This is a genomic window from Nocardia sp. NPDC004278, assembly GCF_053602975.1.
In genome coordinates, this window is the sequence record NZ_JBSGEQ010000001.1 from 442,614 (window position 1) to 458,466 (window position 15,853).

11 protein-coding genes are annotated in these 15,853 nt (G+C 65.1%); 5 read left to right on the forward strand and 6 right to left on the reverse strand.

Annotation, left to right across the window (positions count from 1 at the left end):
* Positions 1-40: 40 nt before the first annotated feature.
* Together ACWEO2_RS02010 and ACWEO2_RS02015 are read right to left on the reverse strand one after the other, a co-directional pair.
* Positions 41-400 carry a DUF4913 domain-containing protein gene (locus ACWEO2_RS02010; RefSeq protein ID WP_452403606.1) on the reverse strand — a complete coding sequence of 120 codons (360 nt, stop codon included), beginning with the start codon at positions 398-400 and terminating at the stop codon, positions 41-43.
* An 81-nt stretch (positions 401-481) separates the two neighbouring features.
* Entirely contained in the window at positions 482-2,740 is a 2,259-nt protein-coding gene (locus ACWEO2_RS02015; protein ID WP_452403607.1) for a serine/threonine-protein kinase, read from the reverse strand.
* A gap of 160 nt (positions 2,741-2,900) precedes the next feature.
* Between ACWEO2_RS02015 and ACWEO2_RS02020 the strand changes: the two genes are divergently transcribed.
* Positions 2,901-3,455: a cysteine hydrolase family protein gene (locus tag ACWEO2_RS02020; protein WP_452403608.1), complete on the forward strand. Its 555-nt coding sequence runs from the start codon at positions 2,901-2,903 to the stop codon at positions 3,453-3,455.
* Between the two features lie 52 nt (positions 3,456-3,507).
* Here the strand turns inward: ACWEO2_RS02020 and katG are convergent, their stop codons facing one another.
* Positions 3,508-5,742 carry a catalase/peroxidase HPI gene (katG, locus tag ACWEO2_RS02025; protein WP_452403609.1) on the reverse strand — a complete coding sequence of 745 codons (2,235 nt, stop codon included), beginning with the start codon at positions 5,740-5,742 and terminating at the stop codon, positions 3,508-3,510.
* A 39-nt stretch (positions 5,743-5,781) separates the two neighbouring features.
* Positions 5,782-6,204, reverse strand: coding sequence for a Fur family transcriptional regulator (locus tag ACWEO2_RS02030; RefSeq protein ID WP_452403709.1), 423 nt, complete (start codon positions 6,202-6,204; stop codon positions 5,782-5,784).
* A 1,081-nt stretch (positions 6,205-7,285) separates the two neighbouring features.
* Here ACWEO2_RS02030 and ACWEO2_RS02035 point away from each other — a divergent pair.
* From ACWEO2_RS02035 to ACWEO2_RS02050, 4 genes are all read left to right on the forward strand, one after another.
* Entirely contained in the window at positions 7,286-9,637 is a 2,352-nt protein-coding gene (locus ACWEO2_RS02035; protein ID WP_452403610.1) for an arylsulfatase, read from the forward strand.
* Between the two features lie 12 nt (positions 9,638-9,649).
* Positions 9,650-10,591, forward strand: a complete 942-nt coding sequence (locus ACWEO2_RS02040) for a formylglycine-generating enzyme family protein (RefSeq protein ID WP_452403611.1) — start codon at positions 9,650-9,652, stop codon at positions 10,589-10,591.
* A 186-nt stretch (positions 10,592-10,777) separates the two neighbouring features.
* Positions 10,778-11,410 (forward strand): membrane protein YczE, encoded by a 633-nt coding sequence (yczE, locus tag ACWEO2_RS02045; protein WP_452403612.1) that lies wholly within the window; start codon positions 10,778-10,780, stop codon positions 11,408-11,410.
* A 181-nt stretch (positions 11,411-11,591) separates the two neighbouring features.
* Positions 11,592-13,067: a flavin-containing monooxygenase gene (locus ACWEO2_RS02050; RefSeq protein WP_452403613.1), complete on the forward strand. Its 1,476-nt coding sequence runs from the start codon at positions 11,592-11,594 to the stop codon at positions 13,065-13,067.
* A 215-nt stretch (positions 13,068-13,282) separates the two neighbouring features.
* Here ACWEO2_RS02050 and ACWEO2_RS02055 read toward each other — a convergent pair whose 3' ends face one another.
* Both ACWEO2_RS02055 and ACWEO2_RS02060 read right to left on the reverse strand, forming a co-directional pair.
* Positions 13,283-14,467: an ROK family protein gene (locus tag ACWEO2_RS02055; RefSeq protein ID WP_452403614.1), complete on the reverse strand. Its 1,185-nt coding sequence runs from the start codon at positions 14,465-14,467 to the stop codon at positions 13,283-13,285.
* Positions 14,464-15,849, reverse strand: coding sequence for a xylulokinase (locus ACWEO2_RS02060; RefSeq protein WP_452403615.1), 1,386 nt, complete (start codon positions 15,847-15,849; stop codon positions 14,464-14,466). The genes ACWEO2_RS02055 and ACWEO2_RS02060 overlap by 4 nt, the downstream gene beginning before the upstream one ends.
* Positions 15,850-15,853: the final 4 nt, after the last annotated feature.

Sequence of the window (15,853 nt, forward strand, 5' to 3'; positions counted from 1 at the left end):
TGAACGTTAGTTGACCATAAGCCGTTTCAAACAAACGCGACTAACCCGTGGGTGAAAAGGTATCGGGGGGAGGTGATTTCACCGACAGCGGCCAGACACGTTCGGTGTGCCCGTTGTGCATGGAGCATCCGGCGAACGGTCCGTTGGGGTGGAGCAGCACGTTCATATGGCTATCGGCATGGTCGAGGAACCACAGCGATAAACCCAATTCATCGTTGAGCCGATAGCGTTCCCAGGATTGCCAGAGCGCTTCCAGGCGCGCGATAGCCTCGGAGTGCCGCCACCATTCGGGGCACCAGGCCATGCCGTTATCGGCCACCTTGCGGCGGTAGACCAGGGAGAGGTAGTTCTCGACGAACTCGACTACCGATCCATAGACCTGTGTCCGCTGTTCTTTCATGGCGCCCCCGCAGCCCGTGGCATTCCGAACAGCTTCGAGAGTAGTCACGAAATCTAGTGAGGTCCTTGGTGAAACCTTGCATTATTCGGGTTGCCGGGATCGCGGATCGACGATCCGATCCAGGGCATGCAGATCCGATTCGAGTGCGTAGAAGATGCGCAGCGCAGCGACAAAGGCAAAAAGACAGACGGTACAGAGGATGACGGTCGGACCGATCACCGTTTGCTGCTGCGCCGGATTGAGGCAGATCAGACCGGTCGCGACACCGATCAGTGGTACCGATGCGGCGATGCCGAGATATATCCGGCTGCGTCGGGCCAGCCGTCGCAACCGGACGGCGTCGTCGGGGAAGGTCTGCCCGGTGCCGAGCAAACCAGGGTAGTACCAGCGCAGCACAAAGAATGTGACGGGGAAGTAGGAGTACACGACCGCGACCGCGGCGGCGACGATGAGGGATGCGATGAGATTGACCATGAATCTCGTGGTGAGGTCGGCGCTGGCCTGCAATTGGGGCAAGAAGATCGCCAGCGACAACGCCCAACCGGTGAACGAGACCAGCGTGATGCGGTCGCCACAGGCCAGGGTGTCGGCGCGGGCTTGCGCGAGGGTCTGCTCGTCGAAGCGTTTACCGCGCCGCAGTCCGTAGGGCACGAGGAACACCCGTCGACACCAATACAGCAGCACGACAATGCCGATGGGGTAGCCGATCACGCCGATCAGGACCGCGAGGCGGAAAAGGCGGGCGCTGTCGTCGGGGGAGAGTTCGTTGTTGAGGAGCCGGGCGTTGTGCGCCCAAAGGTACAGCACGCCGAGGAACTGCCCGAGGACGCTGGACAGCGTTACCACCGGCATCGGCCGCATCTGTAGTTTCGCGCGGAGGCTGTGTGATGGCGGATCGACGAGGTCGCGCGCCGCGCGGTCCAGGGTGAGGTCGAGCTGGTTGGCGAGTTCGGCACCGGTGGCGAATCGGTTGGCCGGATCGGGTGCGAGGCAGGTGAGCAGGGCATGCTGAAGAACCGCTGGGCAGTCCGGTGGGATATCGGCGGCGAGCCGATCGCCGATCGGCCGGCGGCGTAGTGCGATCATCCGCTCGAGCGAGGCATCCGATTCGCCCGCGCTGCGTCCGTCGTCGAAGGGGAGTCGGCCGGTGAGCAGCTCCCAGAGCACGACGGCGAGGGCGTAGAGGTCGCTGCGTGTGTCGAGGTCCGCGGCGTTGGTGGTCATGTTCGGATGGCAGGCCTCGAGTTGTTCGGGGGACATGTAGGCCAGTGAGCCACCGAAGTAGGCCGCCGGGCTCGCGCCGGGGATGTGTGTGCTGAAGCTGATATTGAAGTCGGCCAGTTTGGGTTGTCCGTCGACGGTGAGCAGAACATTGGCGGGTTTGATGTCGCGATGCAGCACGCCTGCGTGGTTGGCGTAGTCCAATGCCGCTGCGAGCCGACTGCCCAGCCATGCAACGGTTTCCGGCCAGCTCAGCCGCGTGAGCTGGGCACGGGTCTCGGATGGTTGCGGTTCGAGCACCCCGGCGCTGGCCGCGGCCTCGTCGACGGCGTCGAGCAGTAGTCTGCCGGTCTTGCCTCGAGGTCCGGTGCGGCGTAGTCGCCGTAGTACGCCGAGCAGGGTGCCGCCCGGCACGTACTGCATGTACATCAACTTGAGGCGCTGTTCGGCGATGTGCCGTTGGTCGAAGACGCGCACGATGTGTTCGTGATCGAGTTGGGCCAGCGTTTGTCCTTCGCTGCCGCGGTCGTGGGAGATCTTGACCGCCACCAGCCGGTGCATCGAGCGCTGTCGCGCCAGGAAGACCCGCCCGAACGCGCCTTGGCCGAGCAGGATCAACATGTCGAAATCGTCAACGGTCGCGCCGGGATTGATGGTGTCGAGGGTGGCCTGCGCGGCCGGATCGGCGAGCAGTGTGCTTTGGAAGTGATCGGCATCGAGCCGGTCGGCGATCTGCGTCATCTGCTGGCTATATCGCTGCTCGTACTCGGCGAGATCGAGATCTTGGTCGAGTTGGCGGCGCGCGGTGATCTCCTCGTAGATCAGATCCGGCGGCAGTGGGGCAATGTCGAGTTCGGGGAATTCGGCTCGGTACTCGTCGAGGCGTTTACCCGCCTGCCTGCGTATCGACCGGTGGTGCAGATCCACTTTGATCAACTCGATCAACGCCGACCGCCGCAACGAACTCTCGGCCGGTAGGTGAGCAGCCAGTTCAGGCGGTTCGGCCGCGGACTCCCACGCGCCCGCGAACTCGGTCACCGCATGTGCCAGCACGGTCTGTGCCACCTTTGCGCGGTCGCCGCCGCTTTGCGGTGGTACCGCGCCGGGCTGCGTATCCATCGTCGGCTCACTCGATCTGCTGGGCGTCCCCGGACCGAACCGAAATATGCGGTTCCCGACGCCCGTCCTTGATCCTAGTCGCCGGGCTGGCCCAACCGGTCGATTCGTAGTTGAGTAATCGCGGCGGCAAGCGCCGCTCGACCAGCAGGAGGAGATCTTCATGAGCACGCTGTCGGATCGACCGAACACCGCGTTGATAGTGATCGACGTGCAGAACGGTGTCGTGGGGGAGGCGTATCAGCGGGATGCGGTCGTCGCCAACATCGGCACACTCGTCGAGCGGGCGCGCGAACAGGGTGTTCTGGTCGTGTGGATCCAGCACGCCAGTGCGGAGCTGGTGCCGGGCAGTGCGCTGTGGGAGTACGTCCCGGAGCTGGTGCGTGCGGAATCGGAGCCGTTGGTGCACAAGAGGTTCGGCGACTCGTTCGAGGATACCGAGCTGGCGCAGGTGCTGGCCGAGGCCGGTGTCGGGCGTCTGGTGGTGACCGGCGCGGAGACCGATGCCTGCATCCGGTCCACGATCCACGGCGCCTTCGCGCGGGGTTATGACGTGACGCTTGTCAGCGATGGACATACGACCTTCGACAAGAGCCAATGGGGTGCGCCTGTGCCGGAGCAGGTCATCGCGCACACGAACCTGTACTGGCGCCACCAGGCCGCGCCCGGGCGCACGGCTGCGGTCGCGGAGACCAAGGAAGTCAGCTTCCTGGACTAAACGCACCGCGCCCCGCGAACTGTGGCAGTTCGCGGGGCGCGGCACATTCGGATCAGACCAGGTCGAACCGGTCCAGGTTCGACACCTTGACCCATGCGGCGATGAAGTCCTTGACGAACTTCTCCTTCGCGTCGTCGGTCGCGTAGACCTCCGCGAGTGCGCGCAGCTGCGAATTCGACCCGAAGACCAGGTCGACGCGGCTGCCGGTCCACTTGACCGCACCGGTGGCGCGGTCCTTACCCTCGTAGGTCTCCTCGTCGGACGAGGCCGGCTCCCACTTCGTGTTCATGTCCAGCAGGTTCACGAAGAAGTCGTTGGTCAACGCCCCGGGAGTCGAGGTGAACACGCCCAGCGGCGACTGGTTGTGGTTCGCGCCGAGCACGCGCAGACCACCAATGAGGACCGTCAGCTCCGGAGCGCTGAGGGTCAGCAGGTTCGCCCGGTCGATGAGCAGGTATTCGGCCGGGACGCGGCTGCCCTTGCCCAGGTAGTTGCGGAAGCCATCGGCCGTGGGCTCGAGTGCGGAGAAGGACTCCACATCGGTCTGCTCCTGGGTGGCATCGGTACGTCCCGGTGTGAACGGCACCTCGACGTCGTATCCGGCGTTCTTGGCGGCCTGCTCGATGGCCGCGGCGCCGCCGAGCACCACGAGATCGGCGAACGACACCCGGGTGTTGCCGGTCTGCGCGGAGTTGAAGGACTCTTGGATGCCCTCCAGGGTGCGCACCACCTGTGCGAGTTCGTCGGGGCTGTTGGCCTCCCACCCGCTCTGCGGCTGCAGACGGATGCGTCCGCCGTTGGCGCCGCCGCGCTTATCGCTGCCGCGGAACGACGCGGCCGCCGCCCATGTGGTCGAAACGAGTTGGGCGACAGTCAGACCCGAGGCCAGGATCTGGCTCTTCAGCGCGGCGATATCGGCCGCTCCGATGAGGTCGTAGTCAGCGGCGGGGACGGGGTCCTGCCACAGCAGGGTCTGCTCCGGAACCTCCGGTCCGAGGTAACGGACCTTGGGTCCCATGTCGCGGTGGGTCAGCTTGTACCACGCCTTGGCGAATTCCTCGGTGAGTTCTTCGGGGTGGTCGAGCCAGCGGCGGGTGATCTGCTCGTAGACGGGATCGACTCGCAGCGAGAGGTCCGTGGTCAGCATCACCGGGGGATGTGACTTCGACGGGTCGTGGGCGTCGGCCACGGTGCCCGCTCCTGCGCCGTCCTTGGGGATGTACTGCCAGGCACCGGCGGGGGACTTGGTCTTCTCCCACTCGTAGCCGTACAGGGTCTCGAGGAAGCTGTTGTCCCACTTGGTCGGGGTGGGCGTCCAGGTGCCCTCGAGGCCACTGGTGATCGCGTCCTTGCCGACACCGGTGCCGAAGGCGCTCTTCCAGCCGAGGCCCTGCTCTTCGAGCGGCGCGGCCTCGGGCTCGGGGCCGACGAGGTCGGCGTCGCCCGCGCCGTGGGTCTTGCCGAAGGTGTGGCCGCCGACAATGAGCGCCGCGGTCTCGACATCGTTCATGGCCATGCGGCGGAACGTCTCACGGATGTCGACGGCCGCCAGCTGGGGATCCGGGTTGCCGTTGGGGCCTTCCGGATTCACGTAGATCAGACCCATCTGGACCGCGGCCAGCGGGTTCTCGAGATCCCTTGTGCCGGTATAGCGTTCGTCTCCGAGCCAGGTCTGCTCGGGACCCCAGTAGACGTCCTCCTCGGGCTCCCACTGGTCGACGCGGCCACCGCCGAAGCCGAAGGTTTCGAAGCCCATGTCCTCCAGGGCCACATTGCCCGCGTAGACGATCAGGTCGGCCCAGGACAGCTTCTTGCCGTACTTTTGCTTGACCGGCCACAGCAGGCGACGTGCCTTGTCCAGGCTGGCGTTATCGGGCCAACTGTTCAGCGGCGCGAACCGCTGCATGCCGGCACCGGCACCGCCGCGGCCGTCGTTGATGCGGTAGGTGCCCGCGGCATGCCAGGCCATCCGGATGAACAACGGTCCGTAGTGGCCGTAGTCGGCGGGCCACCAGTCCTGCGAGGTGGTCATCACCTCCACGATGTCGGCCTTCACGGCAGCCAGATCGAGGGTTTTGAATTCCGCGGCGTAGTCGAAGTCCGCGCCCATGGGGTTGGCTATGGCCGGATTCTTCTGCAGGATTTTGAGATTGAGCTGGTTCGGCCACCATTCACGGTTGCTGCTTCCGCCCTCGGCCGGGGACTTGAGCCGACCGGACATAACGGGGCAACCACCGGCGGTGGGTTCCGTATTAGCTTCTCCGATGGGCGGATGTTCCTCAGGCACGGCAATTCCTTTCGGGGGAGTGAGTGAAACGGGCTGTGATCACGGCTGTGATCCGGACAGGGGTGGTGTCTTGGTCTTGCAGTCGGGGCACAGACCCCAGTAGATGACCTCGGCCTCATCGAGAACGAAACCGTTGTCGTGCGAGGCGGTCAGGCACGGTGCCTCGCCGACAGCGCAATCGACATCGGCGATGACGCCGCATGATCGGCAGACGACGTGGTGGTGGTTATCGCCGACCCGAGTCTCGTAACGCGCGACCGACCCCATCGGCTGGATGCGCCGGATCAGCCCCGCGGCGGTGAGTGCGCGCAGCACGTCGTATACGGCCTGATGAGATACCGCGCCGAGGGTGTCGCGCACGCGGCCCAGGATCGAGTCCGTATCGGAGTGCGGATGCTCGTGCACAGCGGTCAGCACGGCCACCCGCGGCGCCGTCACGCGTAGCGCGGCTCCACGCAACATCCGCTCGAATTCCGAAGTCGTGGACACATTCAGAAGTATGACTCATTCAAGTCTCCACCGGGAGGCTTTCGCAAAACCTCGAGACGATCCCACAACCAGCCGATCCCACCACCCATACCGACTCTGTCGAACCAACAAGCGCATTGCCGCTCGGCGTTTGCCTGCGTCAGCGCATGGTGATCGCTTGTCCAATATTTGGGGGGTGTCTGGCTGGCCGCGCGCAGTCCTGCCGGCGACGGCAGGCGCGTCGTGGACTGCAAGATCGCCGCGCATTGGCAGGCTGCTTGCTGGCCCGCGGGGATGGCGGCGCGCGGGGAGGTTGGCAGGCTGCTGCGGCGCCATGTCGGCGGCTGGCGCCAGCCTAGCTGACATAATGTTGATTATCGGCGTTGCAGCGGAGGGGCTGGGAGTGGAGGGCTCTGCTTGTATGTTGTTGGCATGCATCAGGTTTCGGGCTTCGGCTCGCTGAGCACCGGGCCGTCCTGCCGACTGCTGTGTGCGGAAATGTGCGTTTCATTCGCGCAGTCGGCGCCAGATTCACGATCTGTCCAATGTAAATATTCCGGCGAAACTCGAATTTTGACGGATAAATGCCGAATCAGCTCAATCGTTGATGCATAGGGCGCTCTGGCCTCTGCTCCCCTGCATCCCGCGCGACACCTTCAAAACGTCACAGTGGCGATTTAGGAGGTGTTTGTGGGGGGTTGGCTGGATTGCGTCGGAATCGGTTGATTTCTGGTTATCGGGCGGATCTTCGGTATCCGGCGACGCGTCGGTCGATCGGCGGGTCTGTGATGCCGGGAGCCTACCTTTCGACTCCTTCTGGGAATCCCTTCCGGTCGGTACTCTTTATGGGTACAAAAGGTGCTGATCAGCGGTTTTCTGAACATTGGTCCAGTAGTGGTGTGGCCATCGCGCGTCGGCTCGAACACCTGAACTTCGCCGCGGTATCCCCGCAGGTGGGAGTGTCCATTTCCGGCCGGACGGCCGCAGTTGTCGGCGTGCGCACGGCATGAGGTCCGCAACCCGGACGACAGGATGACAACGGTGAACGAACAGCTCTCGTAGCTGGAGGTGGATGATGGCCAAGAAATTCGACGGACATATCGCGCTCGATATTCGTGATTCGGTGCCCGACTGGGGGCCTTATGCGGAGCCGGCGGCGCCGCAGGGTGCGCCGAATGTGCTGTATCTGGTGTGGGACGACATCGGGATCGGTACGTGGGACTGCTACGGCGGTCTGGTCGATATGCCGAATATGAAGCGCATCGCCGATCTTGGTGTCCGGTTCACCCAGTTCCACACCACCGCGCTGTGTTCACCGAGTCGTGCCTCCCTGCTGACCGGTCGGAATGCGACCTCGGTCGGTATGGCGACCATCGAGGAATTCACCGATGGCTTCCCGGGCATGTGTGGTCGGATACCGGCTGAAACCGCGCTGTGCTCAGAGGTTCTCGCCGAGCGCGGGTGGAATACGTACGCGGTCGGCAAGTGGCATATGACTCCGCTGGAGGAGGAGAATCTGGCGGCCTCGAAGCGGCATTGGCCGCTGGGACGTGGGTTCGATCGGTTCTATGGTTTCCTCGGCGGCGAGGCCGACCAGTGGTATCCGAATCTGGTGTACGACAACCATCCGATCTCGCAGCCGTACGCACCGGAAGACGGATATCACCTGTCGAAGGATCTGGCCGACAAGTCGATCGAGTTCATTCGCGACGCGAAGGTGATCGCCCCCAACAAGCCCTGGTTCATGTACCTGTGCCCAGGGTGCGGGCATGCGCCGCACCATGTCGCCCAGGAATGGGCCGACAAGTACCGCGGCCGGTTCGACATGGGCTATGAGAAGTATCGCGAGATCGTCCTGGAGAACCAGAAGCGCATGGGTCTGGTACCGGAGAACACCGAATTGTCGCCGATGAACCCGTATTCGACGGCCACCAGTGCGGATGGCAAGCCGTGGCCGACGCAGGACACGGTGCGCGCGTGGGATTCGCTGTCGGAGGATGAGAAGCGGCTGTTCCGGCGGCAGGCGGAGGTGTTCGCCGGATTCCTGTCCTACACCGATGCGCAGATCGGCCGATTGCTGGATTACCTCGAGGAAAGCGGCCAGCTGGACAACACCATCATCGTCACCTTCTCCGACAACGGCGCCAGCGGCGAGGGCGGTCCGAACGGTTCGGTGAACGAGATGAAGTTCTTCAACGGCTACATCGACACCATCGAGGACAGTTTGGTGAAGCTCGACGCGCTGGGTTCACCGACCACCTACAACCACTACAGCATCGGTTGGGCGATGGCCTTCAACACCCCGTACAAGCTGTACAAGCGGTATGCCTCGCACGAAGGCGGTATCGCCGACCCGTGCATCATGTGCTGGCCCGCCGGGATGGCGGCGCGCGGGGAGGTGCGCCACCAGTACCTCAATGTCTGCGATATCACCCCCACTGTCTACGAACTGCTCGGCATCACTCCCCCGGATACCGTGAGGCATGTGGCGCAGCGTCCCTTGGAGGGCGTGAGTTTCCGGGCGCTGCTCGATGACGCGAATGCCGATGTCGGCAAGCACACGCAGTTCTATTCGATGCTGGGCACGCGCGGCATCTGGCATCGCGGATGGTTCGCCGACACCGTTCATGCGGCCTGTCCGTCCGGCTGGGGGCATTTCGACAAGGACCGTTGGGAACTGTTCCATATCGAGCAGGATCGCAGTCAGATGCACGACCTGGCCGACGCTCATCCGGAGAGGCTGGAGGAGATGAAGGCGCTGTGGTTCTCCGAGGCCGCGAAGTACAACGGCATGCCGCTCAATGACCTCGACATCATCTCCGCCTTGACCCGCTACCGTCCGACCTACGCCACCGATAGGGACAATTTCGTCTACTATCCGGGCAGCGCCGAGGTGGGACCTGGTGCGGCGCTGGAGATCCATGGGCGTTCGTTCGCGCTGCTCGCCGAGACGACGATCACCAGTCCCGACGCACAGGGAGTGCTCTTCGCCCATGGCGGGCGTCTCGGTGGGCACACGCTGTTCCTGCAGGACGGGCGCTTGTACTACATCTACAACTTCCTCGGCGACGAAGAGCAGATCATCGTCTCCGACCGTCCGGTACCGCTCGGCGACCACATCCTCGGGGTTCGGTACGAACGGCACGGCACCCGGTCCGATAACTTCACGCCCACCGGTGAGGCCATCTTGTACATCGACGACAGCGCGGTGGGCTCACTCGATGACATGCGGACCCAGCCCATCACCTTCTCCGGTGTGGGGGAAGGAGTCCGTGTCGGCCGCGACAGCGGTCAGTCGGTTTCCGCGCGCTACCACTCGCCGTTCCCGTTCACCGGCGGAACCATGCACCAGGTGCTTGCGGATGTGTCCGGAAAGCCGTATGAGGATCTGGAAATGGCGGCGGCCGCGGCATTTTCGCGCGACTGAGGCGAGGTGTCCATGGCTACTGCGAGCCGCGCGGATGGGCGGCGTGGCATGGTCCGGATATCGGGTGGCGACTTCGCGATGGGGTCAGCGGAGTTCTTCCCCGAGGAGCGGCCGGTGCATCGGGTGTGGGTCGATTCGTTCTGGATCGATCCGCATCCGGTGACCAATGCTGCGTTCCGGCGCTTCGTGAAGCAGACCGGATATGTCACGGTCGCCGAACGTCCGCTGGCGGCCGAGGATTATCCGGATGCGGAGCCGCAGAATCTGGTACCCGGTGGGCTGGTGTTCCGGCCCAGCGGGCATCCGGTGCCGTTGGACGATTGGCGGCGCTGGTGGTGGTATGCGCCGGGGGCGAATTGGCGGCACCCGCGCGGGCCCGTCGGGACGTTGGATGGACTCGATCGCCATCCGGTCACCCAGATCGCCTACGAGGATGCCGCGGCCTACGCGTCGTGGGCGGGCAAACAACTACCGACCGAGGCCGAGTGGGAGTATGCCGCCCGGGGCGGGCTGGACGGGGCCACCTTTGCCTGGGGTGACGAGTTCGAACCCACGGGCAGGCGCATGGCCAATATCTGGGTGGGCGCCTTCCCGTGGCAGTTCTTCCCCGGCCGAGGACAGACACCGAGACCGGGCACCACGGTGGTCGGCACCTACTCGCCCAATGGTCACGGTCTCTATGACATGACCGGCAATGTGTGGGAGTGGACCGTGGACTACTTCCGCGCACAGCACCCGGGCCCATCCTGCTGTGCGCCGCGCAATCCGCGCGTGGACACGCCTGAATCCGAAGCGGCCCAACGCTTTCCGCGTCGTGTCATCAAGGGTGGTTCCTTTCTGTGTGCGGCCAACTACTGTCTGCGCTACCGGCCTGCCGCCCGGCAAGGCCAGGCCGAGGACACCGCCACCTGCCATCTCGGGTTCCGCTGCGTGGTGCGCGACGGGGATTCGTGAGAAGAAGTCGAAGCTTCCGCGCTGGCGGGCGCTGCTCGCGCCGCGGCGACTCCGAGCAGCGAGCCGAATCGTTACTGCCACACTGGGCCTCAGGTCGGAATTGGTTCTCACACGCGAGCCGGTAGCGAGGCCAGTGATCGGCAATTGGCTCTGTTTCGAGAGGCCAGTTCTCGGCATGCTGGGCTGATGTTGGTTCGGCGGTTGGTGGCGCTCTATGTCGGGTTGTGGCTGTACGGGTTTTCGATGGCGGTGATGATTCGGGCTGGGCTGGGGTTGGATCCCTGGGATGTGTTCCACCAAGGGGTGGCCGGGCATGTGCCGATCAGTTTCGGTGCGGTGACCGCGGTCACCGGAGTCGCGGTGCTGTTGGCGTGGATTCCATTGCGGCAGCGGCCCGGTCTGGGGACGGTGAGCAATGTCGTGGTCATCGGGGTATCGGTCGATATCGGGTTGTGGATGCTGCCGGTGTGGGATGTACTGCCGGTGCGGATCGGCGCTATGGGTGCCGCGGTGGTTTTGAATGCGGTGGCCACGGTGCTCTATATCGGTGCGGGCATGGGGCCGGGACCGCGTGATGGACTGATGACCGGACTGGTTCGACGGACGGGATGGTCGGTTCGGTTGGTGCGGACCGGGATCGAGGTGTCGGTGTTGGCGACCGGCTGGCTATTGGGTGGCAGTGTCGGCGTGGGGACCGTGGTGTACGCGTTCGGGATCGGGCCGTTGATCCAGGTGCTGATTCCGTTCGTCGATCGGTATCTTCCGGGATTCCATGCCGATCGAAAGGCCGAGCCGGATGTCGTCCCGGTCGCGTCGTGACCGCGGTCTTTCGGGCCCTTTTTGATCGCCGCGCAGGAATCCGAGGTCGATCGGCTGCCCTGCCGTGATGCCGATGGAGCCGAAGTCCGTCTGATGCGCGGGACGGCTATGGCCGAAAATGTCGATTTTGTGGCCGCGGCGCTCTCTCGGCAACTGTGTCGGCGTTCATACAGTTATCGACATGACCAGCACTCCGTCTGTGCTCATCGTCGGCGCCGGCTTCGGCGGTCTCGCGGCCGCGCTCGAGCTCGAGCGCCACGGTTATGACGCGTACACCATCATCGATAAGGCCGACGGACTCGGCGGAGTCTGGCGGGACAATACCTATCCGGGCGCGGCCTGTGACGCACCGTCGGACCTGTATTCGTTCTCCTTCGCCCCGAATGCGCACTGGCCCAAGCGGTTCGCCGAACAACCCGACATCCTCGCGTATATGCGCGATGTCGCGCGGCGCTACGACCTGGACAAGCACATGCGCTTCGGTGTGGAGGTCGCCTCGGCCGACTTCGACGCCGATCGTGGCGTGTGGCAGGTGCGCACAACCGACGGTGAGGTGCTCGAGGCGGATGTGTTCGTGCCCGCGGTCGGTCAGTTGTCGCGTCCGGTGTGGCCGAGCATTTCGGGCATGGATTCCTTCGGTGGGGATGCGTTCCATTCCGCGCGGTGGGATCACGATGTCGAGCTGACCGGCAAGCGGGTCGCGATCATCGGCACGGGTGCCAGCGCCATTCAGATCATTCCGGCGATTCAGCCCGAGGTCGGGCAGTTGACGGTATTCCAGCGGTCGGCGCCGTGGATCATCCCGAAGATCGAAAGCTATTACGTGCCACCGAAGCTCAACGCACTGGACAAACTGTCGATCGGCAGGAAGTTCCCGGTGATCCAGCGCGCCGAGCGGTTGGGCTGGTATGCGTTCTACGAGCTGGTGACCTCCGGGCTGGAAGGCAACGGACGCATCGCGGAGGTGATCTCCGGATGGGCGAACCGGCATCGCGCGGCGCAGATCTCCGATCCCGAACTGCTGGCCAAGATGACACCGGATTATGCGGCCGGGTGCAAACGCGGACTGATGGCGAGCAACTATTACCCGGCGGTGGCGCAGCCGAATGTGCACGTGGAGACCTCGCGCATCGCCGAGATCACCGCGACCGGTGTGCGCACCGAGGACGGCGCGCGCTATGAGGTCGATGTCATCGTCTACTGCACCGGCTTCAATGCCACGCAGTTCTTGGCGCCCATGGCGATTCGCGGAATCGGCGGCAAGGAGCTGAGCGAGGTGTGGTCGGGTGGTGCGCGCGCCTACCAGGGACTGACCGTGCCGGATTTCCCGAATATGTTCATCATGTACGGGCCGAATACCAATCTCGGTGCGGGCTCGATCATCTATATGCACGAGCGGCAGGCGCGTTACGTGCGCCAGGCGGTCGAGCATCTGCGTGGTGTGCGGGGTTATCTGTCGGTGCGGCCGGAGGTGGAGTCCCGCTTCGACGAGGAGATCCAGGGGCGGCTCGAACATACGGTGTGGACCAAGTGCACCAGCTGGTATCGCGAGGCGAGTGGACGGGTGACGACGAACTGGCCGGGCCGGATGAGCGAGTACGACAAGCGGACCCATTTCGATGCCCGTGACTACGAGCTGGTTCGCACCGGAGGGTAGGGCATATGACGCACTATGACGTGCTGGTGATCGGCTCCGGCTTCGGCGGCAGCGTCACCGCGCTGCGGCTGCGTGAGCGCAGATGAACTAGAGATTGGAACCGCAGATGAGTCGCCAGCCGCTCACTGGCAGACCCCAGATCCCTCCAGTCAGCCGGATATGAAGGACCTGCCTTCCGCGTAGAGCGTCGATGGCGGCCTCGCAAATGGCATCTGTCAGTCCTGTGGGGAAAGGGAAGACCTCCGGGTCAGCAGGAGTTCCGGCTCGAGACAGTAGCGGCGGGTGATGAGGGCTGCGGCGCCACTAGCGACGGCATTACGACCCAGCGGCGAGGCAGCCAGACGTATCTGGCGGTGGGCGGCGGCTAGCACGCCCGCGCCGAGTCCGTTGCGCACGCCGGGGGCGAGTTCGTCGAAGAATGCGGAGTAATTGCCGCCGAGCACGATAGTCCCGATGTCGCAGACGTTGACCAGGGATGCGAGCGCGGTGCCCAGAGCCGAGCCCGCGCAGTCGACTGCCGCGCGAGCGCGCCGGTCGCCATCGCGCAACGCAGGCAGCAGCGAGTCTAGGCCCCGCCTGTCGGCGGCGCGGAGAATGGCGTGCAGACCGGCGTATTGCTCGACGCAGCCGTGACTGCCACAGGTGCAGTGGCGACCGGCGCGCTCGATGGCGACGTGCCCGAGTTCCCCGGCGAATCCACTGCCGCCACGGTAGAGGGCTCCGCCGATCACGATTCCGGCACCGATGCCGACATCACCGGAGACGTAGACGAAGTCGTCGCCGACCAGACGGTGCGGCCAAACGTGGGCCAAGGCAGCCAGATTGGCTTCGTTGTCCACCGCTACCCCCGGCTCTCCGAGCGCTCGGGCCAACCGGTCACCGACGCGGATTCCGGTGAGGCCGGGCACATTCGGCGCGTGCACGACCTCACCGTCCCGCACGATTCCCGGCACGGCCAGCCCGATCCCGAGCAGGTCGCGACCGGATTCGCCCCGCACCGTGCGGACGAGGTCAGCCAGCCGGTCGACAAGGTCATCGGCGCTGCTACGCCGGTTGTCGGCCTCGATGCGCTGTTCGGATTCGGTCGATCCGTCCAGCCGTTGCACGATCACGGTGACGTGGCGCACATTGATCTCCGCGCCGACCGCAGCGGGAGCTCCGTCCGATATCCGCAGCGGACGCGAGGGCCTGCCACGCCCGCTGTTCACGAGCTCGTCTTCGATGAGAAGACGTTGCTGTAGCAGCGGTTCCACCAGACTGGCGATGGTGGCCTTGGTCAGTCCGGTGCGCTGGGCCAGTTCGGCCCGCGATGCTGGGCCGTCCAGTATGGCCAGCAGCAGCGACCGTAGATTCCCGCTACGGACATGCCGCAGGTGGACGGGGCCCGTCGATCGGGTCATCGCTCGAGATACCGCAATTGCGCGGCCCGGTATCGGTCCCACAGCGCTTGCGACGGCGGGGCATCGAAGCGCTCCAGTGCAGGTTCCGGCCATGCGGGCAACTCGGCTCCTCCGGTGGTGACCCAGGCGGCCTGCCGCGCGGCTCCGTCCGCGACATACTCCCCCGGGTCGGGTATGAGCACCGGGACCCCGAACACCGTCGGTGCGATCTCCCGCACCGCGGGCAGCGCGGCGGCACCACCGATCAACCGCACGGCGGGGATTGAAACACCATGTGCCGCAAGCGCTTCCAGCCCCACGGCGATACCGCAGAGCATGCCCTCGACGGCGGCGCGGGCGAAATTGGCCGGAGTCGTGGTGTCGGTGGTGAGACCGTGCAGCGCTCCGGTTGCCTTGGGCAGGTTGGGAGTTCGCTCGCCGTTCAGGTACGGCACGAGCACGACACCCTCAGCCCCGGCGGGCGCCGAGAGCGCCAGCTCGCTCAGCCGCGGCAGCCCGATGCCGAGCATCCCGGCGACGGTGTCCAGCACCCGCGCGGCATTGAGGGTGCACACCAGCGGTAGATGGCGATCGGTGGCATCGGCGAAACCGGCGACGATCCCGCTCGGGTCAGCGGGGCGCACTGCCGAACTGGCCGACACCACCCCCGAGGTTCCCAGTGACACCACCACATCCGTATCGGCGGCGAGTCCCAGCCGAGCGGCCGCATTGTCACCCGCACCGGCCGTCAACCGCAGCCCAGACGCCGCCACCGTGGATTCGTCGGGTGCCAGCACTCGTGGCAGCATCAGATCGCCACGGCCGCAGGCCAACTCGATCAGATCACGGCAGTATTCGCCGGTGCGGGAGTCGAAATAGCCGGTGCCCGAGGCATCGGAGCGGTCGGTCGTCACCAGTTCCGGACCGCCGCCACGCAACTGCCACGTGAGCCAGTCGTGCGGCAGGCAGACCGCCGCCGTCCGGGCGAGATTGTCGGGTTCGTGCTCGGCCAGCCAGCGCAGCTTGGTCACGGTGAACGATGCCACCGGGACCGATCCGGTGCGCTCCGCCCAGGCCGCCGCACCGAGTTCGGCGACCAGATCCCGCGCTGCGTCGGCGGACCGAGTGTCGTTCCACAGCAGCGCGTCTCGCACCACCCGGCCCGACTCGTCCAGACACACCAGCCCGTGCTGCTGTCCGGCAATGCCGAGAGCGGCGACATCGTCGAGACCACCCGCGTCGGCGACCGCGCGCTGCAACGCCGACCACCAGTGCTTCGGATGCACCTCGGTTCCGGATGGATGCGATGCGCGACCGGTCCGCATCAGCCGCCCGGTCTCGGCCTCGCGGATGACGACCTTGCACGATTGGCTAGAGGAGTCGATCCCGGCGACCAGAGTCATGCGA

Excerpts from the sequence above, each read along its gene's own strand:
- ACWEO2_RS02055 (WP_452403614.1), bottom strand. The coding sequence starts at position 14,467 with ATGACCCGATCGACGGGCCCCGTCCACCTGCGGCATGTCCGTAGCGGG.
- ACWEO2_RS02020 (WP_452403608.1), top strand. The coding sequence starts at position 2,901 with ATGAGCACGCTGTCGGATCGACCGAACACCGCGTTGATAGTGATCGAC.
- yczE (WP_452403612.1), top strand. The coding sequence starts at position 10,778 with ATGTTGGTTCGGCGGTTGGTGGCGCTCTATGTCGGGTTGTGGCTGTAC.
- ACWEO2_RS02050 (WP_452403613.1), top strand. The coding sequence starts at position 11,592 with ATGACCAGCACTCCGTCTGTGCTCATCGTCGGCGCCGGCTTCGGCGGT.
- ACWEO2_RS02035 (WP_452403610.1), top strand. The coding sequence starts at position 7,286 with ATGGCCAAGAAATTCGACGGACATATCGCGCTCGATATTCGTGATTCG.
- ACWEO2_RS02040 (WP_452403611.1), top strand. The coding sequence starts at position 9,650 with ATGGCTACTGCGAGCCGCGCGGATGGGCGGCGTGGCATGGTCCGGATA.
- ACWEO2_RS02015 (WP_452403607.1), bottom strand. The coding sequence starts at position 2,740 with ATGGATACGCAGCCCGGCGCGGTACCACCGCAAAGCGGCGGCGACCGC.
- ACWEO2_RS02010 (WP_452403606.1), bottom strand. The coding sequence starts at position 400 with ATGAAAGAACAGCGGACACAGGTCTATGGATCGGTAGTCGAGTTCGTC.
- ACWEO2_RS02060 (WP_452403615.1), bottom strand. The coding sequence starts at position 15,849 with ATGACTCTGGTCGCCGGGATCGACTCCTCTAGCCAATCGTGCAAGGTC.
- ACWEO2_RS02030 (WP_452403709.1), bottom strand. The coding sequence starts at position 6,204 with ATGTTGCGTGGAGCCGCGCTACGCGTGACGGCGCCGCGGGTGGCCGTG.